The 24,520-nt window shown below is 67.7% G+C and carries 20 protein-coding genes; 11 read left to right on the forward strand and 9 right to left on the reverse strand.

Annotation, left to right across the window (positions count from 1 at the left end; genetic code table 11):
* Window positions 1-125: 125 nt before the first annotated feature.
* The gene (locus tag ACP4J3_RS37975) at window positions 126-1,277 is read left to right on the forward strand and encodes an ISAs1 family transposase (protein ID WP_426540883.1); all 1,152 of its coding nucleotides are present in this window, start codon (window positions 126-128) and stop codon (window positions 1,275-1,277) included.
* A 1,006-nt stretch (window positions 1,278-2,283) separates the two neighbouring features.
* Here ACP4J3_RS37975 and ACP4J3_RS37980 read toward each other — a convergent pair.
* Together ACP4J3_RS37980 and ACP4J3_RS37985 are read right to left on the reverse strand one after the other, a co-directional pair.
* Window positions 2,284-2,814, reverse strand: coding sequence for an SMI1/KNR4 family protein (locus tag ACP4J3_RS37980; protein ID WP_426540884.1), 531 nt, complete (start codon window positions 2,812-2,814; stop codon window positions 2,284-2,286).
* A 99-nt stretch (window positions 2,815-2,913) separates the two neighbouring features.
* Complete coding sequence (locus tag ACP4J3_RS37985; RefSeq protein WP_426540885.1) at window positions 2,914-11,661, reverse strand: DNRLRE domain-containing protein; 8,748 nt, start codon at window positions 11,659-11,661, stop codon at window positions 2,914-2,916.
* 236 nt (window positions 11,662-11,897) lie between these two features.
* Between ACP4J3_RS37985 and ACP4J3_RS37990 the strand changes: the two genes are divergently transcribed.
* A complete protein-coding gene (locus tag ACP4J3_RS37990; protein ID WP_426540886.1) occupies window positions 11,898-12,395 on the forward strand; it encodes a hypothetical protein in 498 nt (165 codons plus the stop codon).
* Between the two features lie 323 nt (window positions 12,396-12,718).
* Here ACP4J3_RS37990 and ACP4J3_RS37995 read toward each other — a convergent pair whose 3' ends face one another.
* From ACP4J3_RS37995 to ACP4J3_RS38005, 3 genes are read right to left on the reverse strand one after another with little or no spacing between them, the layout of a single operon-like run.
* Complete coding sequence (locus ACP4J3_RS37995; RefSeq protein ID WP_426540887.1) at window positions 12,719-12,985, reverse strand: XRE family transcriptional regulator; 267 nt, start codon at window positions 12,983-12,985, stop codon at window positions 12,719-12,721.
* A complete protein-coding gene (locus tag ACP4J3_RS38000; RefSeq protein WP_426540888.1) occupies window positions 12,982-13,251 on the reverse strand; it encodes a hypothetical protein in 270 nt (89 codons plus the stop codon). Before ACP4J3_RS38000 ends, ACP4J3_RS37995 begins: the two co-directional genes overlap by 4 nt.
* Window positions 13,248-13,559, reverse strand: a complete 312-nt coding sequence (locus ACP4J3_RS38005; RefSeq protein WP_426540889.1) for a DUF6247 family protein — start codon at window positions 13,557-13,559, stop codon at window positions 13,248-13,250. Before ACP4J3_RS38005 ends, ACP4J3_RS38000 begins: the two co-directional genes overlap by 4 nt.
* Window positions 13,560-13,881: 322 nt before the next feature.
* Here ACP4J3_RS38005 and ispG point away from each other — a divergent pair, with 322 nt between their 5' ends.
* Complete coding sequence (ispG, locus tag ACP4J3_RS38010) at window positions 13,882-15,039, forward strand: flavodoxin-dependent (E)-4-hydroxy-3-methylbut-2-enyl-diphosphate synthase (RefSeq protein WP_426540890.1); 1,158 nt, start codon at window positions 13,882-13,884, stop codon at window positions 15,037-15,039.
* Between the two features lie 46 nt (window positions 15,040-15,085).
* On the opposite strand, the gene ACP4J3_RS38015 is transcribed toward ispG, so the two are convergent.
* On the reverse strand, window positions 15,086-15,547 hold the full coding sequence (locus tag ACP4J3_RS38015; protein ID WP_426540891.1) for an ATP-binding protein: 462 nt from the start codon (window positions 15,545-15,547) through the stop codon (window positions 15,086-15,088).
* Between the two features lie 134 nt (window positions 15,548-15,681).
* Here ACP4J3_RS38015 and ACP4J3_RS38020 point away from each other — a divergent pair, with 134 nt between their 5' ends.
* From ACP4J3_RS38020 to ACP4J3_RS38040, 5 genes are all read left to right on the forward strand, one after another.
* Entirely contained in the window at window positions 15,682-16,530 is an 849-nt protein-coding gene (locus ACP4J3_RS38020) for a helix-turn-helix domain-containing protein (protein WP_426540892.1), read from the forward strand.
* On the forward strand, window positions 16,527-16,787 hold the full coding sequence (locus ACP4J3_RS38025) for a DUF397 domain-containing protein (protein ID WP_426540893.1): 261 nt from the start codon (window positions 16,527-16,529) through the stop codon (window positions 16,785-16,787). The genes ACP4J3_RS38020 and ACP4J3_RS38025 overlap by 4 nt, the downstream gene beginning before the upstream one ends.
* 109 nt (window positions 16,788-16,896) lie before the next feature.
* On the forward strand, window positions 16,897-17,745 hold the full coding sequence (locus ACP4J3_RS38030; protein ID WP_426540960.1) for a GNAT family N-acetyltransferase: 849 nt from the start codon (window positions 16,897-16,899) through the stop codon (window positions 17,743-17,745).
* Between the two features lie 23 nt (window positions 17,746-17,768).
* Window positions 17,769-18,335, forward strand: a complete 567-nt coding sequence (locus tag ACP4J3_RS38035) for a GNAT family N-acetyltransferase (RefSeq protein WP_426540894.1) — start codon at window positions 17,769-17,771, stop codon at window positions 18,333-18,335.
* A gap of 71 nt (window positions 18,336-18,406) precedes the next feature.
* Entirely contained in the window at window positions 18,407-20,110 is a 1,704-nt protein-coding gene (locus ACP4J3_RS38040; protein ID WP_426540895.1) for a proline--tRNA ligase, read from the forward strand.
* 224 nt (window positions 20,111-20,334) lie between these two features.
* On the opposite strand, the gene ACP4J3_RS38045 is transcribed toward ACP4J3_RS38040, so the two are convergent.
* The 3 genes from ACP4J3_RS38045 to ACP4J3_RS38055 are packed head-to-tail and all read right to left on the reverse strand — an operon-like array spanning window position 20,335 to window position 22,318.
* A complete protein-coding gene (locus ACP4J3_RS38045) occupies window positions 20,335-21,243 on the reverse strand; it encodes an aminoglycoside phosphotransferase family protein (RefSeq protein WP_426540896.1) in 909 nt (302 codons plus the stop codon).
* A 50-nt stretch (window positions 21,244-21,293) separates the two neighbouring features.
* Window positions 21,294-21,761: a ferritin-like domain-containing protein gene (locus ACP4J3_RS38050; protein ID WP_426540897.1), complete on the reverse strand. Its 468-nt coding sequence runs from the start codon at window positions 21,759-21,761 to the stop codon at window positions 21,294-21,296.
* A complete protein-coding gene (locus ACP4J3_RS38055) occupies window positions 21,758-22,318 on the reverse strand; it encodes a hypothetical protein (protein ID WP_426540898.1) in 561 nt (186 codons plus the stop codon). The genes ACP4J3_RS38050 and ACP4J3_RS38055 overlap by 4 nt, the downstream gene beginning before the upstream one ends.
* 220 nt (window positions 22,319-22,538) lie before the next feature.
* On the opposite strand from ACP4J3_RS38055, the gene rimP reads away from it, so the two are divergent.
* The 3 genes from rimP to ACP4J3_RS38070 all read left to right on the forward strand — a co-directional run bounded on the left by rimP (window position 22,539) and on the right by ACP4J3_RS38070 (window position 24,454).
* Window positions 22,539-23,054 (forward strand): ribosome maturation factor RimP, encoded by a 516-nt coding sequence (gene rimP / locus ACP4J3_RS38060; RefSeq protein ID WP_426540899.1) that lies wholly within the window; start codon window positions 22,539-22,541, stop codon window positions 23,052-23,054.
* Window positions 23,055-23,056: 2 nt separating this feature from the next.
* Entirely contained in the window at window positions 23,057-24,055 is a 999-nt protein-coding gene (gene nusA, locus ACP4J3_RS38065) for a transcription termination factor NusA (RefSeq protein ID WP_426540900.1), read from the forward strand.
* 102 nt (window positions 24,056-24,157) lie between these two features.
* On the forward strand, window positions 24,158-24,454 hold the full coding sequence (locus tag ACP4J3_RS38070) for a YlxR family protein (protein ID WP_426540901.1): 297 nt from the start codon (window positions 24,158-24,160) through the stop codon (window positions 24,452-24,454).
* Window positions 24,455-24,520 lie beyond the last annotated feature (66 nt).

Here is a 24,520-nt window from a genome sequence, read left to right on the forward strand (position 1 = left end):
GTACCGACGTGTCAGGGCGATTTCAAAGTCGGGTTGATCTTGTAGGTGTGCTGGTCACAGCGGTGTGACGATGTTCGGCAGGGCGCCACGAACACAACGAAGCTCCCGCCCCAACCGGAGCTTCGATGTGCCGCCAGTCTGCCACCGTCTGTCTGATCAAGTCGCCGGCTCGTCAGGATCGCGCGATCGGCTCGCTGGCGGCACGCCTGCAGACGCTGGCCGATCCACGCCACCGGCGCGGGAAGCGTCACCCGTTCGTGGCGGTGCTGCTGGTGGCCTGCTCGGCCGTGGTGGCCGGGGCCCGGTCCTTCGCCGCTGTCGGCCAGTGGGCGGCCGCAGCCCCGCAGGTCACCCTCGCCCGGCTCGGCGCCCGCACTGCGACGGTGTTCGGCGTACGGATCGCGCCCAGCGCGGCGACGATCCGCCGGATCATCAACCGCACCTGCCCCGGCGGCCTGGCCGACCTGCTCGGATGTGACCCCGCCGGATGCGACACCGTGGCCGTCGACGGCAAGAGCGCCCGTGGCTCCCGCCACCATGACAGCCCGGCCGCGCACCTCCTGGCCGCCATCACCGGCGGCGGTATGACGGTCACCCAGCTGCGAGTGCCGGACAAGACCAACGAGATCACCTGCTTCGCCACCCTGCTGGAACCGTACGACCTGACCGATGTGACCGTGACCGCCGATGCCCTCCACACCCAGCGCGAGCACGCCCGCTTTCTCGTTGACGACAAGAAAGCGCACTATGTCTTCGCCGTGAAGAAGAACCAAAAAGTCCTCTACCAGCAGCTTCGCATCCTGCCCTGGGAGCAGGTCAGCGCGAAGCACTACGACCGCAGCACGGGCCACGGACGCCTGGAGACCCGCGTCGTGCAGGTGCTGACCGTCACCGATCTCGGCGTCGACTTCCCCTACGCCGCCCAAGTCGCGAAGATCGTCAGGCACCGCACCCGTACCAAGACTGGCAAGCGCACCCGCGAGACGGTCTACGTCATCACAGACCTGACCAGCCGCCAGGCATCTCCCGAGCGCCTGGCGAAGATCGTCCGTTCGCAGTGGATCATCGAGAACCGGCTCCACTTCGTCCGGGACACGGCCTTCCGGGAAGACGCCTCCAAGGTCCGCACCGGGCACGGGCCGGAGAATATGGCCACCCTGCGCAGCTTCGCGATCAACAGCCTCCGCGCCGCCGGACACATGAACATCGCCGCCGCCCTCCGCGCGATGTCCTACGAGCCGTTCCACCGCCCCCTGAGCCTCCTCGGCATCGCCTGACCAGCACCGATACAAGATCAAAAGGCTTTGCAACAGCCCTGCTGGGCAGGGTCCAGGGGCGCGCTGTAGCGCCCCTGGTACCACCGGCCGCAACCAGGTGTTCTTGAGCACCGGGAGCGGTCCCGAAGGCAGGGCTGTTTACTTCGTGTGAGTGGACGGCAACGCATGATGGGGGGCCGGGAGTTGCGTGCGATCCGTGAGCATCCGTCCGGGAGGTTGCGCCACATTCTGAGCACACACCGGGAGCCCGGCAAGACCGTTACCTACTACAGGGCATATCCGTTCACAGTCAGTCGACCTGATCAAGGGAGTAGCGTTACCGCTGTAGCCTGCGGCGAGTGTAATGCTGTGATCCGGCTGCGCGTCCACTCCATAGCGCATACCAAGCGTGCACGGCGGCGTTGGCTAGCCATGGCTGCACTGAGCCTGTTGCTAGGCATCGCGCTCACGTACGAGGCGTTCTTCCGTCCTAGTTCGTTCAGCGATCAGTCGGCTGCCCTGGCTCTTACGTCCGCGGTCGTGACGGCCGCTAGCTTCGGGTCCGCTGTTGCCGGGATTGTTCTCTGGTGGTTCGACGACGGTACCCGCATGATTTCACAGCCCAAAGAGGGCCCAAGACATACGCTGGGCCCATGAGCGGCGCTCATGGACTCGGTGAGCGACGAGCCGGCGACTTGATCAGACAGACGGTGGCAGACTGGCGGCACATCGAAGCTCCGGTTGGGGCAGGCGACTTGGGAAGGTCACCCGCTCAACGGGAGCTTCGTTGTGTTCGTGGCGCCCTGCCGAACATCGTCACACCGCTGTGACCAGCACACCTACAAGATCAACCCGACTTTGAAATCGCCCTGCACCGCTGCCGGATGCCTCCGGCAGCGGTGTGTCTTGGGTGTGCCGGAACTACTCGGGCACAGTTGCCCGACGACAAATCACACGGCTTCCTTCTGGTAACATCTCGCGCCCCCAAACTCCAACCAGCCTGCTCCGTCAGCAGGTTGGAAGAGGCTCAGTACACCTCATATCGCGGTGGGCCCATGACGTCGGGGATCCGGAAAGGGCTGACCTTTTCGTCGCCGGTCAGCATCCGGAACACGAATTCCGACACCGTCATGTCGAACCTATACCACTCCTCACTGGGGTCCAGCCGGGCAAGGACCGGCCACTTGTTGGGGTCCTCACCACCTGCCAGCCAGTAGAACTCGACGCCTTCCTGCACCGCCCCTCCCCAGGGAATGAGCCCCTCCCCGCCCGGCGTGTAGATCGGGTAGGGCTCGTAGACCCGGACGGCCGAGGGTTGACGCTCCAGCGCCCGGCGAATACCGGCCAAGTCGCCGAGGACGCTGAAGGAACTACTCTTCTTACTTGAGGTGTAAACGTAAAGATATTCGCTGAACTCCCCCACTCCAATGCTCTCCGTGAGCTTCTTGAAGTCATCGGGAAGTGGCGTTCCCAATTCATACTCGATTGAGTCCCAGCCGATCTCCAGGTGGAGATTCTCCTGCGAGACTGTCTTAAGGATACGTGAAACCCATTCCATGATTAATTCCTCTGATCTCACTGTGCCGACCGCCGCCGACCCGCTCAAATGCAGGCCGGCGGCGGGACTATATCGCGACGGACGTGATTGGAGCGATTCCTATGGTTGGTTCGGAATGGGGAACGCTCCGGCATCTCCTGTTGTCATGCTCGCCCAGGCGATGGACAAACTCTCGGGGATCGGATTGTCCCCGTCGTAGTGGGCCCGCACCGAGTACCAGAGCGTTTCGCCGCCCTTGACACGGTTGGCCATCTCTTGCTCGAAGTTCCGCATGAGCGGACTGTTCACCTTGGCATACAGCGGAACCAGATTCCTCCGGTCCGTACCACTGCCGCCGAGCATCCTGGCGAGGAGATGACCGCGCACTACACGCGGCAGCCCCTGCCTCTCGGCTTCCCTGCCGCTGTAGTACCCAGGAGGCATGCGGTCCGTGCCGAACGGAGGCGGCATCTCGGTACCAGTGCCCCAGATCTCCGACTCGACGCCTGGGAAGGCTTCGCCTCCCTTGTCGTTGGTGTAGTTGAAGCCTCCCGGGCTCAGGCAGGCGTCCACTCCCTGCGCACGGCCGGCGCCGTCGAGCGGGTGGTAGTACACCATGCTCATGCCCTTGGAGCAGTCCTCCTTGCCGAACGGGTATTGGTCGTCGGCAGGCTGCCACTCCACCTTCTTCTCCGGAGTGACGAGCAGGCCCTTGTTGTAGTCCGGCTGGTCACCTGGTTCCGACTCGTACCCGCTGGACGCGGTGGAGGTGTTCCATCCGATGGCGTCCAAGAAGACCTGGGCGACGGTCAACCAGCCGCCACCACCCTTTGTGGACGTCTTCGTGGACGTCTTCCCACCGTCGGAGAACCAGCTCACGGGGTTCCACCACTCGTGACCATCGAGTTCGATGAACGTTGTGGGGTTGCCGCCGGCGAAGGCGTACCGGTTGCCGGTGAACGGGTCGGTGCCGAGGTTCATGTCGGCGAGGGCGCCGTTGTACATGTCTCGGGTGGTGAAGCGGTTCAGGCCCGGGTTGTAGTCGCGGAAGCCCATGTCGTAGGTGCCGGACTGGGCGTCCCAGCGCTTGGCGTTGAACCGATAGGGGTTGTAGGCCTCCTTGGTGGGATCGGCCGCGTCCGGCTTGTCGATGCCGGTGAACTCGGACTCGTCGTCGGAGCCGTACGCGGTGTAACCGTACGTCGCCTTCGTGTCGCCGTTCTTGTCGGTCAGGGTCTCGACGTCGGTGTGGCTGTTGTAGCCGTAGTAGCCGTCCTCGGTCGTGCCGTCGCTGTTGTGTGTGACCTGGGACAGGCGCTCGCCCCACGGGCTGTACTGGTAGGACTTGGTCAGCTCGCCGGCGACCTTCTCGTCCAAGACCTCGGACGAGAGACCCAGGTACGCGAAGTCCGTCGTCTTGCCGTCCGCCGTCTTCGACGCGGTGCGGTCCAGCGGGTCGAAGGTGTACGTGGTCGACTTCATCACGCCCGTGGAGTCCATCTTCTGGGACTCCACGACGTGGTCGAAACCGTCGTACACGCTCCGCTCGACAACCTTGCCGCCGACGGTGGTTGATTCCTGGCGGCCGAACGGGTCGTAGTTGTAACTCGACGCCTGGCCCCCGGTAGAGGCGCTCAACAGACGGTTACGGTCGTAGTTGTAGGTGGTTGTGGTGCCCTTGACCGTCTGGTTGATGACGTTGGAATTGTCGTCGTGGACGTACGATTCCGTGCCCGCGCCGTCGCCGGTCTTCACCGACTTGGCCAGCCGGTTGGCCGGGTCGTAGGTGAAGTCCGTCGTCGACGACAGGTACGCCGCGTGGTTGTCGGCGTTCATCTTCTTCGCCACATCCTGCGCCTTGTTGCCGTTCGGGTCGTAGGCGTAGGTGTGCGAGGAGACGAGGGTGCCGTTGGGCTTCTTCTCCGTCGCCGACTTCAGCGCGGCATCCAGGTAGTACGTGTAGTCAACGGTGTTGCCGTTGGCCTTGGTCTCCTGGAGCTTCAGCCCGCGGTCGGTGTACGTGTACGACGTGACCTTGGGGTTGGCGTCTGTCGCCGTCTTGCCGACCGAGACCGTCTTCACCATTTCACGCAGGTCGTACGTGTACTTGGAGAACTGGTCCGGGTGAGTGACCGTGTCCGGGTGGTTATTCGCGTCGTACGTGAACGACGTGGACTTCTTCTCCTGGCCGGACAGTGACTCGGTCACCTTCTGGACCTGGTTGAGGCCCGTGTAGGTGATCGTGTAGGAGTCGATCTTCGCAGTCGACGAGGTGTCGTCGATCTGCGTCAGGTTGCCGTTGAGGTCGTAGGAGTAGACGAAGTTGGCCTTCTCCGTGTCGGCCGGGTCGCCGCTGGTGTCGCGGACGAGCTTGACGCCATCCGCGACGACCACGCCGCCGCTGTTCTGGAACAGCTGCAGCTTGGCGTCGTTGCCCTGCTTGAAGGCGTAGGAGCCCAGCGAGATCCAGGTGCCCTGGTTCGCGGCCGCGTTCTGGTCGATCGTCTTGTCGGCCGTTCCGGTCGCATGGGTGACCGTGTATTTGGCCGCCGCTGCGGCGCCCGTCACCTCGGGGAACTTCACATACGCCGCGTACGTGCCGTCCTTGGGGATGTTGAGCGTCCACGTGAAGGCGTCCGTACCGGTGCCCGCCGCGTGGGTCTCGTGGTCGTAGCCCTGCTGGTCGGTGATGTCTCCCTTCGTCCAGGTCCCGGTCTTCGAGGTGTTCTGGGTGTCGGAGTTGTCCACCAGGACGACCGACTTGCCCACCGGGACGCCGTCGTCCGACCGCGACTTCAGCGAGCCGTCGGGGTAGAACGACCACGCCATCGTGCGGTCCGAGGAGCCACCTGCCGAGGTCAGGGTCCGCTTGGTCTGCGCGCCCGACTCGTTGTAGTCGTACGTGGTGACAATGTCCCACGGGTCCGTCGACGACTGCACCCAGCCGTTGTCGAAGTAGCTGTAGGTGGTGTCGTTGCGGACGGTTTCGCCGTCCGACGGAGGCAACGAGGTCTTCGCCACCCGGCCGACCTTGTCGTAGGCGGTCTCCGTGTAGACGTTGGAATTGTTGTAGCGGGTGTCCGCCGGGTCGTAGGGCTGGTACTGCTTGACCGGGCGGTTCAGCGCGTCGTACTCGGTACGGGCGGTGAACGCGGTGGTCGTACCGGCCGCGACGGCACGCGGGCTGATCACCTTGGTGGTGTTGCCGACCTGGTCGTACTCGTACTTGGTCGTGCGGTACGTGATGGTCGTGGTGCCGTCGTGCGGAACCTTGACCTCGGTCCGCTTACCACGCTCGTCGTAGGTGATGAGCGTGGTGTTGTTCTCCGCGTCCGTTGTCGACGTGACCAGCGAGTCCTTGTCGTAGCCCCGCCGGGTGGTCTTGCCGGCCGCATCCGTGACGACCGTGACCCGGTGGTTGAGGTCGTAGTCGGTCTTGGTCATGTAGTCGGTCGTGTCGGCCGTCGCGTTCTTCTTCGGGTCGATGACCTTGGTGACGTTGCCGACGTTGTCGTACTCGTACGAGACCTTGTCGCCCTTCGCGTTGACCACGGAGGTAAGCTGGTAGATCTCGTCGTAGTGGTTCGTCGTGACGTAGTCGGCCGTGTCCGTCGTCGTCGCCGTGCCCTTGGGCTCCGTCGTCGTCTTCAGGTGGCCGACCTTGTCATAGGTGTACGTCGTGGTGCGCGGGCTCGTCTGGTTGTTCGCCGGCTCCGTCGCCGACGTGACTTGGTCCGTGTTGTCGTACACCGCCGTCGACACCGCGCCATTGGGCGCCGTCACCTTGGTGACGTTGTCGTTGGCGTCGTACACCGGCGCAGGAGTCGTGATCAGGACGCCCGCGTCCTGGTCCTTCGGTACCGTGCTGACCAGCGGACGCCCGAACGTGTCATACGTCTGCGTGGTCACCTTACCGTTGGCATCGGTGGCCTTGATGACCTGACCGCGCTCGTCGTACTCGTACGTCGTCGAGTTGGTCTTCGCGTCGGTGATCGTCGCTGGGTAGCCGGTCGGGCCGAAGAGGTCGTACTTCGTCGGGTTGCCGTTGGCGTCGGTCGCCTTGGTCAGCTGACCGTAGGAGTCGTACTCGTACGACGTGGTGTAGTCACCCGCCGTCGCCGTGGCGACGCCCTTGGGGTCGGTGACCGTGGTCAGGTTGCCGAAGGCGTCGTAGCCGAACTGCCAGGCCCGCCCCTCGGGCGACGTCTTGCGGAACAGGTCGGCCGAGTAGCCGTCGGCGCGCGTCTGGTACTCGTACTTCGCCGCGTTGGCCGGCCACTGGGTGGTGTCCGTGACGCAGGTGGTGGTCTGGTCCGGGGCGCCGGTCTTGTTGTTTTCCGCGTCGCGCTGCCAGAGCGGGTAGCCGGTCTTCTGGTCGTAGCAGTACGCGGTCTTGGCGCCGTTGTCCTCCTCCAGGTAGGTGACGTTGTTGTCGGCGTCCCAGCTCATCTTGGTGGTCTGGGACTTGGCGTTGGTGGTCTGGACCGGGCGGGCGAAGTCGTCGGTGACGTACTTCGTGGCGTGGGTCTCGGCGTCGGTGACGGTGGTGTCGGTGAACTTGGTGTTCGCGGTGTTGGCCGTATACGCGAAGCCGGTGTTACCGCCGAGGCGGTCGGTGATGGTCTTGGTCCACCAGTGGTACTTCGGGTCGTCGCCCGTCTGCGGCGCGTAGTACGCCAGCGAGGTGCCGTTGCCGCGCGGGTCGGTGGCCTTGACCAGTTTGACGTTCTTGTTGCCCTGGGTGGCGTCGTAGGTGAACTTGAACACCTTCGGCTGCGTGGAACCGTCACCGTCGGTGAACTGCCCCAACAGACCCTTCGTCGTGTAGAAGAAGGAGATCTTGCGGCCCGAGATGTCGGTGATCGACTTCACGTGGTCGTAGATCTTGGAGTTGGTCAGGTTGCTGCCGGTGACCTTGGCGCCCGTGTCGTCGATGTACTCGTACGACGCGTCGCCCTTCTCGTAGTAGTCGACCCTCAGCGACTGACGGGAGGCCGGGTCGGTGATGTACGTGAGGAACTTCGTCGGCTTGTTGTTGGACTTGCGCTCCTCGTAGGTGTAGGTCTGCGTGTTGCCGTTCTTGTCGACCACCGAGGTCAGGTAGCCGTCGCAGCCGAAGAGGAAGCGGGTGCCGTCCGGGCGCAGCAGTGTCCAGGCGTCCGGGACGGGGTCCTTGGTCGGGGTGCAGTCCAGGCCTGCCTTCATGGTGATGCGGTAGTGGACGCCTGCCGGGGCCTTCCAGGTGCCGTCGGCCTGCTTGGTGAAGACGTGCGTGGTGCCGTCCCCGTCCGGCAGCCGGATCTCGGTGGCGTTCTGGTTCGGGTTGGGGTGGAAGTCCAGCGGGGCGCCCAGCCGGATCGGGCCTGCCAGCTGGGCCGACCAGCCTGCGCCGGTCACGGTGTCGCTGGTGTCCAGCGAGTTGTACGCGAACCGGGCGAACGTCGTCAGGCCGCGTCCGGGGTTGGTGAACGCGTTGTAGGACCAGACGCTGTTGCCGGAGGCGAGGTTGTTCATCACCGTGGAGCCGGCGCCGGTGTTCTTGCCCGTGTAGGAGTAGAACTTCTCCAGGCCCAGGGTGTTGGAGGTGGGGTCCTCCACCGCCACGTTCTGCTTCAAGGCCGGGATGCCGCCGGTGCCAGCGGACAGCCAGCTGCCGTCGGAGACCTTCCGGATGTCCCAGCCCAGCACATAGTCGGTGCGCTTGTTGCCGGAGTCGGAGTTGATCGGGGTGGCGACCTGCGCCTGGATCGTGGCCGACTGGCCGGGGTTCAGCGCCGGTATCGCCGTGGACAGCTGGTTGCCGCCGGTCGTCACGTCCGTGCCGTCGGGCAGCTTCCAGGTGTAGGACAGCTCCCGCTCACCGGCCGCCCACGCCGAGCTGGTGGTGTTGGTGACGGTGAAGTCCACCGTGTAGGTGGAGTTCGGGGTCATCCGGGACGGGGTCTGCGGCGCGTAGTAGGTGTCCTCGGTGGTGGAGTCGACGTAGATCACCCGCAGCAGCGGCCCGATCTGCCAGTCGTCCGCCTCCGACGACAGGAACAGGGTACGCTCCTGCGGCCCGGACGCGGACTCGTCCGCCAGCTTGACCAGCGCACCGTGGTTGGAGGACGGGGTGTCCACCCAGCCCTGGGTCAGGGACGTGGCATCCCACCAGTGCCGGCCGACATCGTTGCTCCACTGCGGGGTGTAGTCCGAGACGACGGAGGAGTGATCGCCGCCCGCGCTGGTCCACGCCGTCGTCGAGGTGGCGTTGTTCCAGGTCGCGGTGGTCTCGTCGAAGCCTCTGGTCAGGCCGTGCAGGTTGTAGCGGGCGCCGTTGGTGTCGGTGTCGGTCTGCGCCGCCCACATGAACAGCCGCGACTCCAGCACCGTGGCGGTGGCCGGAATATCCGCCGTGTCGAACTTCATCGCCGCGCGGGTGGTGCCCCAGGTGGTGGAGTTGTTGCCCACGCTCAGCCAGTTCTGGCCCACGTCCCAGGACGTCATGGTGTCCTGGTTGGTGGCCGGCTGCGCCGACGACAACGTCGTATCCGTCACCCCGGCCGTGCCCTGGAGCAGCCGCATGGTGCGGCCCGCCTTCGGCACACCCACCACGCGGGTCGGGGAGCCGAGCAGCTCACCGTTCTTCGTCTTCACCGCGATCTGGTAGTAGTACGACCGTCCGATCTCCGCCGAGGACGAGTCCGGCGTCGGGGTCGCGGTGGTGTCCGTGTAGGAGGTGGCCGTCTTGTCGACCGGCGCGATGAGCGTCGCCGCGGACGGGGTGAACGCCTGCTGCGTGGAGCGGTGCAGCTGGTATTCGACGATGTCCAGACCACCGTCGCCGGTGTCGTTGCTGTAGGCCTTCCACGACAGTTCCGGGCCGGTGGAGTGGATCACCTGCGGGGAGTCGAGCGTGGTGCCGACCTTGCCGTAGGTGACCGTCAGCCTGGGGATCGTGGAGGTCTCGCCGCCGTAGGCGCCGTCCCCGGCCTCATAGCGCGGGCCGCCCAGCGCCCCGCTGGTCGACTCGTCGCTCGCCTTGAGCACGAACCCGTAATTGGGCTCGGTGCCGTTCACCCACTTCTGCACGGTGTCGGTGACCGGGAACTTGTCCCACGTGTTGTACTCGCCCTTGCTGCGGGTCAGCTGCGCCGGGTTCACCCAGCGCACCGCGTCCGCGATCACCGCCGTCGACGTCGAGGCCGGACCGTCACCCAGGACCACCTTGCCCGCGGTGCCCTTGGCGAAGCTGATCTGCGAGCCGCCGTTCAGCGACGTCCACTCGCCGCCCGAACCGGCCGACTGGTCCACCGTGTAGGTGGTGGCACCGTCCTTGGACGTCACCGTGTACGGGGCGTTGACGGCCCGGTCGGAGGCGGCCACGTAGTGCACGTCGACCCGGTAGGTGCTGCTCTCCGGCAGCCTGGGCTGCCAGGTGTAGGTCTCGCCCGCCACCGAGTTCTTGTTGTAGCGGTAGTCCTGGTTGACCGCGTACTGCGTCAGCGTCGACGTCGAGGCCGGCCAGGTGCCGGACGCGGCCGTGGTGCCCGCATCCCCCTCGTCCACCTGCACACTCGTGCCCGACAGCTCACCCACCAGAGCACTGGTGTTGTCCCAGGTCGCCGTGGACTCCTCCCACGCCCCGGTCGCCCGGTGCGCCTTGATCAGGACACTGGTGCCGGTGGTGGTGTGCGACTGGTCGTAGTACATCTCCAGCCGCGCCGCATCGATCTTCGTGCCCGCCGGGATCTCGTCCAGCGGGAACTTGATCAGCGACCGGGCGGTGCCCGTGTCCGTGCGGCCCGCCGACAGCTTCCAGGAGGAGCTGTAGTTCGTCGTCGGCGCCTCCTGCAGCACCATCACATCCTGGGCGCTCGACGGCGACGGCGCGATCGTGATCGTCGGATCGATCACCACCGGATACTGCCGGTCCCTCGACGCCAGCCACTTCTCATCCGGCGCGACGGTCAGCTTCCACCGCTTGCCGTCCCGCGTGAGCTTCTGGGTGACCTTCGTGCTGTAGGTCTGCCCGAAGACCGAAGCGTCCGCCTTGGCCGCGTCCGTCATGTACGGCGCCGGGATCACCAGCTCGGGCGTGTCCGGCAGCTCGCCGTACAGCGCGATCGAACCGTCCGGCCGGGCCTTCGGCTCCAGCCCGTCCGCATCCAGGGTGAAGGTGAACTTCACCGGACCGTCCGGGCGCTTGGCCAGGGTGATGTTCTCCTTCACCCGGCCCGGACCGACCACATACTCCAGATCCGCGCCGTGCACCACGTCCGCGTAGGTGACCGTGGAATCCTTGACCTTCGGGGCGAGGTCCTTGTCCCGCACTCCGTCCAGGCCCAGGGTGACCGAACGGCCGCTCGGCGAGGCGAACCGCACCAGCCGGCCGGCATCCCCGCCGAACCAGGACCGCCCGTTGTTCGTGGTGTTGGCGAAGGCGAAACCCTTGGCCTTCGTACCGCGCACCGCGGTGTCGACCGGCTTCCAGGTCGCCTTCTTGCCCTCACCCGAGCGGTACGACGTCGGCACCGCCGACAGCTCCGCCTGCACCCGGCCGTCCGACAACTCCCAGAACCGGGCGTGCGCCGTGCGCCGGCCCGTCAGCTCTCTGACCCGCTTGGCCTCCGGATCGGCCTTGCCCTTCGGCAGCTTCTGCCGGTCGGCTATCCCCAATTCGTCATGCGACGGAGGCTTCTCGATTTCCTTGCTATCATCCGCGAACCAGCCTTTGACGGTGTCGAATATTCCCTTTCCGTCACCGTCGTCAGCGGGCGCCGCATAAGCGACCTGAGGCAGCGCGGTACTTGTCACCGCGGCCACCACAAGGCACGCCACAAGCCTGCCCAGTCTGGGTCTCACGCCAAACCTTTCCTCGTGCGTCATGGCATAAACATGCCGCCGGAAAACCCGCCCCACCCCACGGGAATACGAGCCCATGGGCAGGGGCGCCGGATTTCTAGTCACTCCGGTGACGCAATGTCAAGCGACCAGACAATGCGGACCATTGATACTGAACAGGGCGCCGGGTGTCCGATATTTCCCTTCGCTTGCTATCGGCGGACCGCATCGTGTATAAGTCGCCCGGCTGCAGCTTTCTGAATTTCAAGAGGAGTGCGCCCGTGAGCGTCAAAACCCAGGAACGCGAAGCACCGGAAACGGATACCGAAGACTCGAAGAACTCAAAGAAGACTTCCGGCGACCGTGCCGGCCTGCTCGCCGCAGGCGTCGCGCTGGCCCTCTGCGGCGGTTTCGTCCTCTACGGCGTGCTCGACTCCGGCAAGGACGACAAGAAACCGGCAGACCGCACCCCCACCGCCGCAGTGACCTACGAAGTAACCGGCCAGGGCACCGCCGACATCACCTACCAGGCCCGCAACGAAACCGGCGAAGCCACCGTCGTCAAAGCCACCACCCTGCCCTGGCGCAAGACCGTCGACGTCCCCCTCGGCCAGGAACCGGTCATCAGCATCGTCCTCGGCGAGAAAGGCGGCCAGGCCCGCTGCACCCTCGCCATCAGCGGCAAGCACGTCCAAAGCGCCACCGCCACCGGCACCTTCGGCCGCGCCACCTGCACCGGCGGCGTGCTTACCGCCGCGGGGGATGAGAAGCAGGGTTGAGTCCTCGCCCGGCGCTTCCCCGACCCGCACGCAGGCTCCAAGGTGATGTGCCGGAAACGTTCCGGCAGTCGGATCCGGGCACCCCGCTGCGCAGTTGATGCCGGTGGCTTATGTGGTGGCGGGGATCTTCATCTGCTTCACCTTGCTCGTCTTGGCGGTAGATACCGTCCAATCCGGTGCGCATCAGCCGGCTGATCCGTGGCCGTTCTGACGTCGTCAGCGCCCGGCGGTGGAACAGCCGCCTTCGAGCTGTGGGACGGCTCGGTGTCCGTCCCGCCGGCGCGAGCGTGACGTCGCCTACGACGACCGCCCGCCGCGCGATATCAGCCCAGGTTGAGTGATTCGTCTCCGAAGTCGGCCACGAGTCTCAGCTGCCCCCCAAGTGCCGCGACATAGGACGCGAGAGTCTCGACTTCGGAGCGCGTCAGATCGCCCTTTTCAATCGCCGATACACGCCCCTGCGTGACACCGAGTGCCATGGCGACCTGTGCCTGGGTCATGTGCTGTCGCTTGCGCACCTCGGAGAGCCGGTGAGCCCGCGCCTCGGTCGGCAGACGGCTCGCGCCCTCCTCGATCCCCGCACCGTTCATTCCGAGTCTCCGAGGCACTGGACTCGGAGGATGAGAACGGTGTCGTCCCGGTGGCCCTCCTGGTACCAGACCATGACGTGGCCTTCGGCGTAGGTACGGACACCGGAAGCCGACTCGCGGATGTCGAAGGGATGGCCGATCCGGCGCACCCCGACAGCCTCGGCGATCCTGCCCGCAACATCCTCGACGGCTGCCCTCTCGTTCTCGCTGAGTCCTCCCACTACCTCCCGTGCGTTGGGTTCGTACTCCCACGTCCAGTCGCTCACCGCGCCGACTCCTGGACGGTGGCGATGATGCGACTGATCTCAGCGGACGCGGCACGGCGTTCGCTGCGGTCGGGAGAGTCGGCGACGATCCGTTCGCACTCGGCCACGCGGGCTGCCGCGCCGGGGGTCCGCTGGACGGCGACCCAGGTCCACCAGTGCTCGAGGAAGGCCCGGCAGGGGGTGAGAGTGAACAGATCGCGAGCTTCCCGAGTAGCGTCTTCCCAATGCTGGTCGAACCGGGGAAGCGCGTTCGCCGGGTCGAGGCGAGCCACTGCGATCCGGAGGGCTGCCGGTGTCTTCTCCGGCATGGGGCCGGGAGGCTGTGGTTCTGAGGCCTGGGCGGTCATCGGTGCGCAAGCTTCTCTCCGACAAGGGCTATGACCCACGCAAAATATCACTCAGATGTATTGGCAGATGTCTTGGCGCTGTGTGGCAGGCCAGGCACAGTGGCTAATCAGAGATCATGTCCTCGGGGGCGGGCGCCATGCCTGGCCCTTTGCCGTGGGACGCCATCGAGTGGACCTTCAGGACGCCGAGTGCTTCCGTTCACCTCTGTGCCGTAATCTCGAAGCCCGGAGCCCGCCGCTGACGGGGCCGGACCTTGATCCACGACTTGGGGTTGCACAGCAGATGACTGCGATTTCTCTCGGCATGCCGTCCGTTCCGACCAAGCTCGCCGAGCGCCGCAAGAGCCGGCAGATCCAGGTCGGGTCCGTGGCGGTCGGCGGTGACGCCCCGGTGTCCGTACAGTCCATGACCACGACCCGAACGTCGGATATCGGCGCCACGCTCCAGCAGATCGCCGAGCTGACCGCGTCCGGCTGCCAGATCGTCCGAGTCGCCTGCCCGACCCAGGATGACGCCGACGCCCTCGCGACCATCGCCAAGAAGTCCCAGATCCCGGTCATCGCCGACATTCACTTCCAGCCGAAGTACGTGTTCGCGGCCATCGAGGCCGGCTGCGCGGCCGTACGCGTCAATCCCGGCAACATCAAGCAGTTCGACGACAAGGTCAAGGAGATCGCGCGGGCCGCCAAGGACCACGGCACGCCGATCCGCATCGGCGTCAACGCCGGCTCGCTGGACAAGCGCCTGCTCCAGAAGTACGGCAAGGCGACGCCGGAGGCCCTGGTCGAATCGGCCCTGTGGGAGGCGTCCCTCTTCGAGGAGCACGACTTCCGGGACATCAAGATCTCCGTTAAGCACACCGACCCGGTCGTGATGATCGAGGCGTACAAGCAGCTCGCGGCCCAGTGCGACTATCCCCTCCACCTCGGTGTGACGGAGGCGGGTCCGGCGTTCCAGGGCACGATCAAGAGCGCGGTGGCCTTCGGTGCCCTCCTCTCGCAGGGCATCGGCGACACCATCCGGGTGTCCCTGTCGGCTCCCCCCGTAGAGGAGGTCAAGGTCGGCAACCAGATCCTGGAGTCCCTGAACCTCAAGCAGCGCGGCCTGGAGATCGTCTCCTGCCCCTCCTGCGGCCGCGCCCAGGTCGACGTCTACAAGCTGGCCGAGGAGGTCACGGCGGGCCTGACCGGCATGGAGGTCCCCCTCCGCGTCGCCGTCATGGGCTGCGTCGTGAACGGCCCCGGCGAGGCCCGCGAGGCCGACCTCGGCGTCGCGTCCGGCAACGGCAAGGGCCAGATCTTCGTCAAGGGCGAGGTCATCAAGACCGTCCCCGAGTCCAAGATCGTGGAGACCCTCATCGAGGAGGCCATGAAGATCGCCGAGCAGATGGAGGCCGAGGGTGTGGCCTCCGGCGAGCCTTCGGTGTCTGTCGCGGACTGATCCGAGTACGTACGGCCGTATGGCCGTACTGCCGTCGTGAGTCCCGTCACCCCGCGGTGGCGGGACTCACTCGTACCTCCGCCCATACGCATTTCCCCGGCCGGCGTGGCGTGACGTCCCAGCGGTCGGCGAGCGCCTCCACCAGGAGCAGCCCGCGGCCGGACTCGTCCTGCTCGGTCCGCGGCGGACGGGGTTCGGGGAGCCGTTCGGAGCGGGTGTCGGACACTTCGAGACGCAGCACCGCGGGGGACTCGGCCAGCCGCAGGTGGAAGTCCCGTCCCGGTACGTGTCCGTGCCGTACGGCGTTGGCGGCCAGTTCGGCGGCGATGAGCGTGACGCTCTCGTTGACCGCGCTGCCGTAGGGGTGCCCCCATTCGTCCAACCGGTGCGAGACGAGACGACGGGCGAGCCGTGCGCCGCGTGGGGTGGAAGTGAACCGCATGGCGAACTCGTGTGCGGGCGCGGGGTGTTGGGGCATATGCCGGTCCAGGGGAGTTTCCGACTTCATGCCGTACACGGTCCCGTGCGCTGCGTAGCGTTGAACAGCGGAGACGCCGTGACCGTCACAGGGTGTACGCGTACGGCGGCGATCTGTACGCGGGTGAGCCGTTACCAACGGGGCGTGAGGGCAATGGGGTTGGCATGAGCGAAGTGACTGAACCTGAAGGTCCGGAGGCGGAGGAGGGGGCCGAGCCGAACTCGGTCGTCCCTCTTATCTTCGGGCGGCTGTTGAAGCGGTTGAGGATGCAGGCTGGCATGGATCGTGCCCAACTCGGTTCCCGTACCGGGTACTCGGCGGCGACCATCGCCTCGTACGAGCAGGGCAGGCGGATTCCACCGACGCGGTTCATCATTCGGGCCGACGAGGTCCTGAACGCGGGCGGGGTACTGGTCGAGTTCAGCGAGGACATGGAGAGGGCGCAGTATCCGGCGTTCTTCCACGATGCGGCGGCATTGGAGAAGAAGGCCGTTGCGCTGCATGTGTTCGCTACGAAGGCGATCCCGGGGCTCCTCCAGACGGAGGACTACGCGCTCGCGGTGTTCAGGATGTGGCGTCCGCTCCTGGGCGAGGAGACTGTGCAAAAGCGTGTTGCGGCCCGTATGGCCCGGCAGGACATCTTTGCCCAGGCCGTGTTCCCGACCATCAGCTTCGTGATCGAGGAGCACCTGCTGCGCCGACCGCTGGGCGGACAGGCAGTGATGCGTGGGCAGTTGGAGCAGATCCTGCTGCACGGGCAGCGTCGTAACGTCGAAATCCAGGTGATGCCGACGGCTCGCGAGGCGCATGCTGGACTTGAGAGTCCGTTCACCTTGATCGAAACGAAGGAAGGGCGCAGGATCGCCTATGTGGAGGCGTACAAGAGCAGTCGCCTCTACACCGACCGTCAGACGGTCAGGGAGCTGGAGGAGCAGTACGGCATCCTGCGCGCCCAGGCCCTGACGCCGAGCGAAACACTGGCCCTCGTAGAGAAGCTGCTGGGAGAGACATGAACGTCGATGAGTCGTCCGAGCTGACGTGGTTCAAGAGCAGCTACAGCGATGGTGAGGGCGGCGAATGCGTCGAGGCCGCCCTCACCTGGCGCAAGTCCAGCTACAGCACAGGGTCTGGCGGCGAATGCGTAGAGATCGCCACCTGCCCCACCACCATCCACGTCCGGGACTCCAAGCAGGACCCCGCCACCGCTCCCACCCTCACGGTGCCCCCCGCCGCCTGGCAGGCGTTCCTCGGGTTTGCCGGCCGGTCGTGATCACGAACGTGCCCACGCTCTGAGCGCCGCTTCGCACCACGGGGCGCGTCACGAACACGCGAGGTACAGTGCCGGGACCAGCAGAGTCCCCACCGTGAGGCCCCGCCCCGTGCTGACCCAGACGACCTCCAGGGTCCTCGAACCGAGTGACCTGGACGCCGCGCTCGCCGTCCTCGACCGCGAGCCGGTCGCGAACGCCTTCGTGACGTCCCGCGTCCAGGTCGCCGGCCTCGACCCCTGGCGCCTGGGCGGCGAGATGTGGGGCTGGTACGAGGACGGCATGCTGACGTCCCTGTGCTACGCGGGCGCCAACCTCGTCCCGATCTGCGCGACCCCCCGAGCGATCCGCGCCTTCGCCGACCGCGCCCGGCGCGCGGGCCGCCGCTGCTCCTCCATCGTCGGCCCCGCCGACGCCACCGCCCAGCTCTGGCGCCTGCTGGAACCCAGCTGGGGCCCGGCCCGCGAGGTCCGACCCCACCAGCCCCTCATGGTCACCGACCGCCTGCCCGCCGGCATCGCCCCGGATCCCTACGTCCGCCGCATCCGCAAGGACGAGATGGAGACGATCATGCCGGCGTGCGTGGCGATGTTCACCGAGGAGGTCGGCGTATCTCCCCTCGCGGGGGACGGCGGCCTCCTCTACCAGGCCCGGGTCGCCGAACTCGTCGGCTCTGGCCGCTCCTTCGCCCGCCTCGACCAGGACGGCAGGGTCGTCTTCAAGGCCGAGATCGGCGCCGCCACCGACCGCGCCTGCCAGATCCAGGGCGTCTGGGTGGCCCCCGAGTACCGGGGACAGGGACTGGCCGCACCCGGCATGGCCGCGGTACTGCGCTACGCCCTCGCGGACGTCGCCCCGGTGGTGAGCCTGTACGTCAACGACTTCAACACCGCGGCGAGAAGGACGTACACCAGGGTGGGCTTCCAGGAGGTCGGCGCTTTCATGAGCATTCTGTTCTGAACACTCCCCTGTACGCTCCCCACATGCGCCTTCCCGGTCACGCACACCGCCGCCGAGCAGACGACATCGTGATCGGCCCCCTGGACCTCCCGGCCCGCGTCGACGAGGCCTTGGCAGTCCAAGCGGTGGCTTTCGGCCTGGGCCCCGACGAGGTGGCGGTACGGCGCCAGATCGTCCTGCGTCACATGACGTACCCCGGAGCCCGAGCCCTCGGCGCGACCACCGCGGGCATGCTCGTCGGATTCGTCTACGGCATGCCCAACGACCGCAGCCACTGGTGGTCCACCGTCGTGGAGCCCTACCTCCGGGCCCAGGGCCACGACGACTGGCTCGACGACTCCTTCGTCATCACGGAACTCCACGTCCACCCCCGCTACCAGAACCGGGGCATCGGCCGCTCCCTGATCACCACGATCACCGACAGCGCCGCCGAACCCCGCTCGATCCTCTCCGCGATCGACGTCGACAGCCCGGCCCGCGGCCTCTACCGCTCCCTCGGCTACCAGGACCTCGCCCGCCAGGTCCTGTTCCCCAGCGCCCCGAAGCCGTACGCCGTGATGGGCGCCCCCTTGCCGCTCCGCCGCCGCTAACCGATTTCCACCGCCCCGTTCCCCCCGGCTAACCTCCTGCCATAATCCAAACCAGCAGGAGTACGAGAACCATGGCGAACGCACCGGTCCAGCGCATGTCCCAGTTGATGGCGAAGACGCTGCGCGACGACCCGGCGGACGCCGAGGTCCTCAGCCACAAGTTGCTCGTCCGGGCCGGCTACGTCCGCCGCACCGCGGCCGGCATCTGGTCGTGGCTGCCCCTCGGCAAGCGGGTCCTCGCCAACGTGGAGCGCGTCGTCCGCGAGGAGATGGACGCCATCGGCGCCCAGGAGGTGCTGCTCCCCGCGCTGCTGCCGCGTGAGCCGTACGACGCGACGGGCCGCTGGGACGAGTACGGCCCCGAGCTGTTCCGCCTCCAGGACCGCAAGGGGGGCGACTACCTGCTCGGCCCCACCCACGAGGAGATCTTCACCCTGCTGGTGAAGGACCAGGCGTCCTCCTACAAGGACATGCCGGTCATCCTCTACCAGATCCAGCACAAGTACCGCGACGAGGCCCGCCCCCGGGCCGGCATCCTGCGCGGCCGTGAGTTCCTGATGAAGGACTCCTACTCCTTCGACCTGGACGACGAGGGCCTCGGCCGGTCCTACGTCCTGCACCGCCAGGCCTACCAGCGCGTCTTCGCGCGCCTCGGCCTCGACTACCGCATCTGCGCCGCGACCGCCGGCGCGATGGGCGGCTCGAAGTCGGAGGAGTTCCTGGCTCCGGCCGAGGCCGGCGAGGACACCTTCGCGGACTGCCCGAACTGCGACTTCGCGGCCAACACCGAGGCGATCTCGTACGAGCTGAAGCCGGTGGACGCCGAAGGCGTGCCCGCCCTCGAAGAGATCCCGACCCCCGACACCCCGACCATCGAGACCCTCGCCGCGCACCTCGGCGTCCAGGCCTCCGACACCCTGAAGAACCTCCTGGTCAAGGTCGACGGCGAGATCGTCGCCGTCGGTGTCCCCGGCCACCGCGAGGTCGACATGGGCAAGGTCGAGGCGCACTTCGCCCCGGCGGTCGTCGAGATGGTCACCGAGGCGGACTTCGCGGGCCGCCCGGACCTGGTCCGCGGCTACGTCGGCCCGCAGGGCCTGGGCGAGAAGGTCAAGTACCTCGCCGACCCGCGCGTGGCCCCCGGCACCTCGTGGATCACGGGCGCCAACAAGGAGGGCATGCACGCCAAGCACGTCGTCGCGGGCCGTGACTTCGAGGTCGACCAGTACGTCGACGTCGTGGTCGTCGAGGAGGGCGACCCCTGCCCGAACTGCGGCACCGGGCTCAAGCTCGACCGCGCCATCGAGATCGGCCACATCTTCCAGCTGGGCCGCAAGTACGCCGACGCCCTCAAGCTCGACGTCCTCGGCCAGAACGGCAAGCCCGTCCGCGTCACCATGGGCTCCTACGGCATCGGCGTCTCCCGCGCCGTCGCAGCCATCGTCGAGCAGACCGCCGACGACAAGGGCCTGTGCTGGCCCGCCGAGGTCGCCCCGGCCGACGTCCACGTGGTCGCCGCCGGCAAGGTCCTGCAGACCGAACTCGCCCTCGACGTCTCCGAGAAGCTGTCCGCGGCCGGCCTGCGCGTCCTGTGCGACGACCGCGCGGGCGTCTCGCCGGGCGTGAAGTTCACCGACTCCGAGCTGATCGGCGTACCGCAGATCCTGGTGGCCGGGCGGCGCGCGGCCGAGGGTGTGGTGGAGCTGAAGGACCGCAGGACCGGCGAGCGCGAGGAGCTCACGGTCGACGAGGCGATCGCGCGCCTGACCGCGTAGGACGGGCCCACGGTATGGGTTCCGGTTCCGGGACCCGCACCGGTGGGTTCAGAGCCTGTGAACAAACCCCCGCCTGCGCTGCGGCGTCCGGCACGCACGCTCGCAGCGTTGCTGAACGGCCCAGGTGGCTCCACCACGAGGGCACTCCGGCGCCTTGCGATCGGCACGCACCGGACGCCGCAGCGCCCGCTCCGGGCGGACGACGGGGGTTTGTTCACCGGCTCTCAGAGCCACCCCGCGAACTCCAGCAACAGCTCCGCGTCCTGCCGCCGTCCGACCCGGTGTGCCCTGACTCCGGACTCCACGGCCCGAAACAGCGTCCAGCCCCTCAGCCGCTCCTGGTCGACGTCCAGCGACTGAGCGAGCCGCTTCACCCGCCGCCGGGTCGTCGCCGGCCCCGAAGGCTGGGCGATCAGGTCCTCCACCCGGTCCCGCACCAGCCGCGCCAGGTCGAACGCGCACTCGCCGACCACCGGATCCGGCCCCACCGCCAGCCACGGCATCCGCTCCCCGGAGAGCACCTTGCTCTGCCGGAAGGTGCCGTGCAGCAGCCGGTGCTCGGGCGGCGCGGCCAGCAGCTCCGCACGGGCCGCGAGCGCGGCGTCCACCAGCGGGACCAGCTCGGCGTCCGCCGACGCCGTCGCCCGCATCGCCTCGGCCTGCCGCCCGGTCCGCTCGGCCACGCTCTCGAAGCGGTGAGCGCCGTCTTCAGCAGGCGGCTCCACCCACAGTCGCCGCAGCGTCCCCGCCGCCTCCAGCAGCGCCTTCGCCTCCGGCAAGGACCGCACCGACAGATCCGGATGCAGCCGCTCCAGCAGCAGCACCCCCTCGGTCACGAACGGTTCGAGGAGCTGTACGGCGCCCACCCCGCCCCAGTGCGCCAGCGCCGCCCGCTCGCTCTCCGGACGCGCCCGGGGCGGGGCCAGCTTCAGTACGGCCGGGGTTCCGTCGGCGCGCCGGACGAGCACGACCATGCTGCTGCGGCCGCCCGGCACCTGCACCCGCTCAACGGTCAACTCGCGTAGCGCGACGGCCTGGCGGGCCGCCTCCGGCAGCTTCTCCAACCAGTCGTCACCGTCAGGTGCCGTCTCACCGAGCGCCCTGACCAGACGCCGCGGCGGTTCGAAAGCCATGCGCGAGTCGTTCCCTTCCCGTACTGCCGTTACGTGTCCTCCTGCCCGCGTCAAGCGGTGGGCGCCGCCGAGGCCGACGCGGTGGCCGACCGCTCGGCGAGCCCAGGGAAGGCTACGCTCTCGCCCCGCCAGCGCACCGCCCGCACCGCCGCCTCCCGCAGCGCCTCGGCCGCCGTACCCCGCAGCTCACCCTCGGCCGCCCGCACCAGGTCGGAGTACACCCCGGCCACCCGGTCCTCCAGCTCGGCGGCGAGCCGGACGGCCGCGGCCGGGTCCGGCACCGGGAACGGCAGCGCGTACGCGGCGCTCGCGGCGACCGGCTCGGCGCCCAGGTTGCGCACCTCGCGCGCCAGCGTGTCCCGCCGCGCCCGGTGCGCCTGGTACGCCGCCCGTGCTTCCGAGCGCTGTTTCTCGCCGATCCGGCCGCCGACCACGCCGTAGCCGTACACCGCCGCGTGCTCGGCGGAGAGCGCCGCCTGGAGCGCCGTCACCGTCGCCTTCTTCGCCGCGCCGCTCATTTGGCTCCCTCCGTCAGCAGGTACGCGTGCACCGCCCCGGCCGCCGCCACGGAGGCCAGCAGCCGGGCCGGCTCGCCGGGCAGGTCGAGAAGCGCCTTCGCACGCCGGTCCGCGAGCGATCGCTCGGCGGCGGCGAGCTCGGCCAGGGCGTCCCGCTCGTCCGCGGGAACGGGCGGCGTGGCCGACGGGGACGCCGAGGGCGATGCCTTGCCGGCGTGCGGGGCCGCGGACGCCGTAGGAGAGCCGGCGGACGGTGCGGGGGCGCCCTCGCCGAACGCCTCCGCGTGCCGTGCGGTCTGAGAGCGCAGCGGACCCAGCAGCTCCGCCAGCGCGGGATGGGCGGCGAGCACGGCGTCGTAGCGCTCGACCAGGTCCGCGCTGTCCCGGGCCGCACGCGCGCGTGCCCGCTCCTCGGGCGACGGGCTGCGGCTCGTCGCTCCGCCCGGGTCGTCGGACGTGGCGGTGCAGCCCACCAGCAGGGCCGCTCCGGCGGCCGAGGCGAGCAGGGTTCTTCTGCGCGGCCCCGAGGGGGAGCGCGGTGGCGAGGGGAACGGCACGGCAGACGTCCTCGGGGGGCTCGTACGAAAGCACTTGCGACAGCGGGTGCGCGATCGGCGGACCGCAGACTTGTGATCACCGTACCCGCGCCCACGGCCCGTACCACTCATCGGCACCGCTCACGCGCAGGTGGACGGCAACACCCCCCGCGACCCGATACCCTTTCACCAGACACGCGACCCATCCCACAACAGCACACGCGGCCGAGGAGTCACCCGGATGAGCACCACCCAGAGCGAGAGGCTGCGAGAACTACTGGAACCGCTCGTCAGCTCACAGGGCCTCGATCTCGAAGAGATCGCAGTGGACTCCGTCGGACGCAAGCGTGTGCTGCGCGTCGTCGTCGACTCCGACACCGGGGCGGACCTGGACCGAATCGCCGATGTGAGCCGTGCGCTCTCGGCGAAGCTCGACGAGACGGACGCGATGGGCGAGGGCGCGTACGACCTGGAGGTCGGCACCCCGGGCGCGGAACGCCCCCTCAAGGAGCACCGGCACTACCTGCGCGCCGTCGACCGGCTGGTCAAGTTCCAGCTCGCCGAGGGCGGCGAGCTGGTCGCCCGCATCCTGAAGGTCGACGACGAAGGCCTCGACCTCGAAGTGCCCGGAGTGAAGGGCCGCAAGGCCACCAGCCGCAGACTCGGCTTCCCCGACATCGCCAAGGCGCGCGTGCAGGTCGAGTTCAGCCGCAAGGACAGCAAGGACAGCAAGGACGAGAAGGAAGAGGAGGCGTAGCCGTGGACATCGACATGAGTGCCCTGCGGGGCTTGGTTCGGGAGAAGGAGATCTCCTTCGACCTGCTGGTCGAGGCGATCGAGTCGGCCCTCCTCATCGCCTACCACCGCACCGAGGGAAGCCGCCGCCACGCGCGCGTGGAGCTGAACCGGGAGACCGGCCATGTGACCGTGTGGGCGAAGGAGGACCCCGAGGACCTCGAGGAGGGCCAGGAGCCCCGCGAGTTCGACGACACCCCGTCCGGCTTCGGCCGTATCGCCGCCACCACCGCCAAGCAGGTCATCCTGCAGCGGCTGCGCGACGCCGAGGACGACGCGACGCTCGGCGAGTACGCAGGGCGTGAGGGCGACATCGTCACCGGCGTGGTCCAGCAGGGCCGCGACCCGAAGAACGTGCTCGTGGACATCGGCAAGCTGGAGGCCATCCTGCCGGTGCAGGAGCAGGTCCCGGGCGAGACGTATCCGCACGGGATGCGGCTGCGGTCGTACGTCGTACGAGTGGCGAAGGGCGTGCGCGGTCCGTCCGTCACCCTCTCGCGCACCCACCCCAATCTGGTGAAGAAGCTCTTCGCGCTGGAGGTGCCGGAGATCGCCGACGGCTCGGTGGAGATCGCCGCCATCGCACGTGAGGCAGGTCACCGCACCAAGATCGCCGTACGGTCCACCCGCAGCGGTCTGAACGCCAAGGGCGCCTGCATCGGCCCCATGGGCGGCCGGGTGCGCAATGTCATGGGCGAGCTGAACGGTGAGAAGATCGACATCGTCGACTGGTCGGACGACCCGGCCGAGATGGTGGCGAACGCGCTGTCCCCGGCCCGGGTCTCCAAGGTGGAGGTCGTGGACCTGGCGGCCCGCTCCGCGCGCGTGACCGTCCCCGACTACCAACTGTCACTGGCGATCGGCAAGGAAGGCCAGAACGCCCGGCTCGCGGCCCGGCTCACCGGCTGGCGGATCGACATCCGTCCGGACACCGAGCAGGCCGGGGACAGGCCCGGGGAATAGATCCAAGCCGCAGGACGCTTAGATCACGTCAGGTTACTGAGCGGCAACTGTTCGAATCCTGCCCCAAAGGGGTGAGGTCGGTACGGGGAGGTAGACTTAAAGGTGTCTGGCCGGACACGCGCCCGCGCCTGCCCTGAACGTACCTGTGTGGGGTGCCGGGAGCGAGCGGCCAAGGCTGAACTGCTGCGGATCGTGGCGATCAAGGACGAGTGCGTCCCTGATCCAAGCGGTACGCTGCCCGGCCGGGGTGCATACGTACACCCCGCCCCGGTCTGTCTCGACCAGGCGGTACGCCGCCGGGCGTTCACGCGGGCGTTGCGCGCCCCGGGAGCGCTCGACATTAAGGCGTTGCGCCGGTACGTCGAGCAGACGACAGTTGCTGAGCAGGCAACACCGTAAGAAGCGTCGTACGGAACCCCGTGCGGCCCTGGTACCTCGCGAGTCGAAAGCAGGTCGAGATTGCGA

The organism is Streptomyces sp. UG1 (assembly GCF_049974585.1).
Taxonomy (GTDB): domain Bacteria; phylum Actinomycetota; class Actinomycetes; order Streptomycetales; family Streptomycetaceae; genus Streptomyces.

Coding starts and splice junctions, on each gene's coding strand:
- ACP4J3_RS37980 (WP_426540884.1), bottom strand. CDS start 2,814: ATGGAATGGGTTTCACGTATCCTTAAGACAGTCTCGCAGGAGAATCTC.
- ACP4J3_RS38050 (WP_426540897.1), bottom strand. CDS start 21,761: ATGAGCGGCGCGGCGAAGAAGGCGACGGTGACGGCGCTCCAGGCGGCG.
- ACP4J3_RS37995 (WP_426540887.1), bottom strand. CDS start 12,985: ATGAACGGTGCGGGGATCGAGGAGGGCGCGAGCCGTCTGCCGACCGAG.
- ACP4J3_RS38025 (WP_426540893.1), top strand. CDS start 16,527: ATGAACGTCGATGAGTCGTCCGAGCTGACGTGGTTCAAGAGCAGCTAC.
- rimP (WP_426540899.1), top strand. CDS start 22,539: ATGAGCACCACCCAGAGCGAGAGGCTGCGAGAACTACTGGAACCGCTC.
- ACP4J3_RS38040 (WP_426540895.1), top strand. CDS start 18,407: ATGGCGAACGCACCGGTCCAGCGCATGTCCCAGTTGATGGCGAAGACG.
- ACP4J3_RS38015 (WP_426540891.1), bottom strand. CDS start 15,547: ATGAAGTCGGAAACTCCCCTGGACCGGCATATGCCCCAACACCCCGCG.
- ispG (WP_426540890.1), top strand. CDS start 13,882: ATGACTGCGATTTCTCTCGGCATGCCGTCCGTTCCGACCAAGCTCGCC.
- ACP4J3_RS37985 (WP_426540885.1), bottom strand. CDS start 11,661: ATGACGCACGAGGAAAGGTTTGGCGTGAGACCCAGACTGGGCAGGCTT.
- ACP4J3_RS37975 (WP_426540883.1), top strand. CDS start 126: ATGTGCCGCCAGTCTGCCACCGTCTGTCTGATCAAGTCGCCGGCTCGT.
- ACP4J3_RS38005 (WP_426540889.1), bottom strand. CDS start 13,559: ATGCCGGAGAAGACACCGGCAGCCCTCCGGATCGCAGTGGCTCGCCTC.
- ACP4J3_RS38035 (WP_426540894.1), top strand. CDS start 17,769: ATGCGCCTTCCCGGTCACGCACACCGCCGCCGAGCAGACGACATCGTG.
- ACP4J3_RS38020 (WP_426540892.1), top strand. CDS start 15,682: ATGAGCGAAGTGACTGAACCTGAAGGTCCGGAGGCGGAGGAGGGGGCC.
- ACP4J3_RS38045 (WP_426540896.1), bottom strand. CDS start 21,243: ATGGCTTTCGAACCGCCGCGGCGTCTGGTCAGGGCGCTCGGTGAGACG.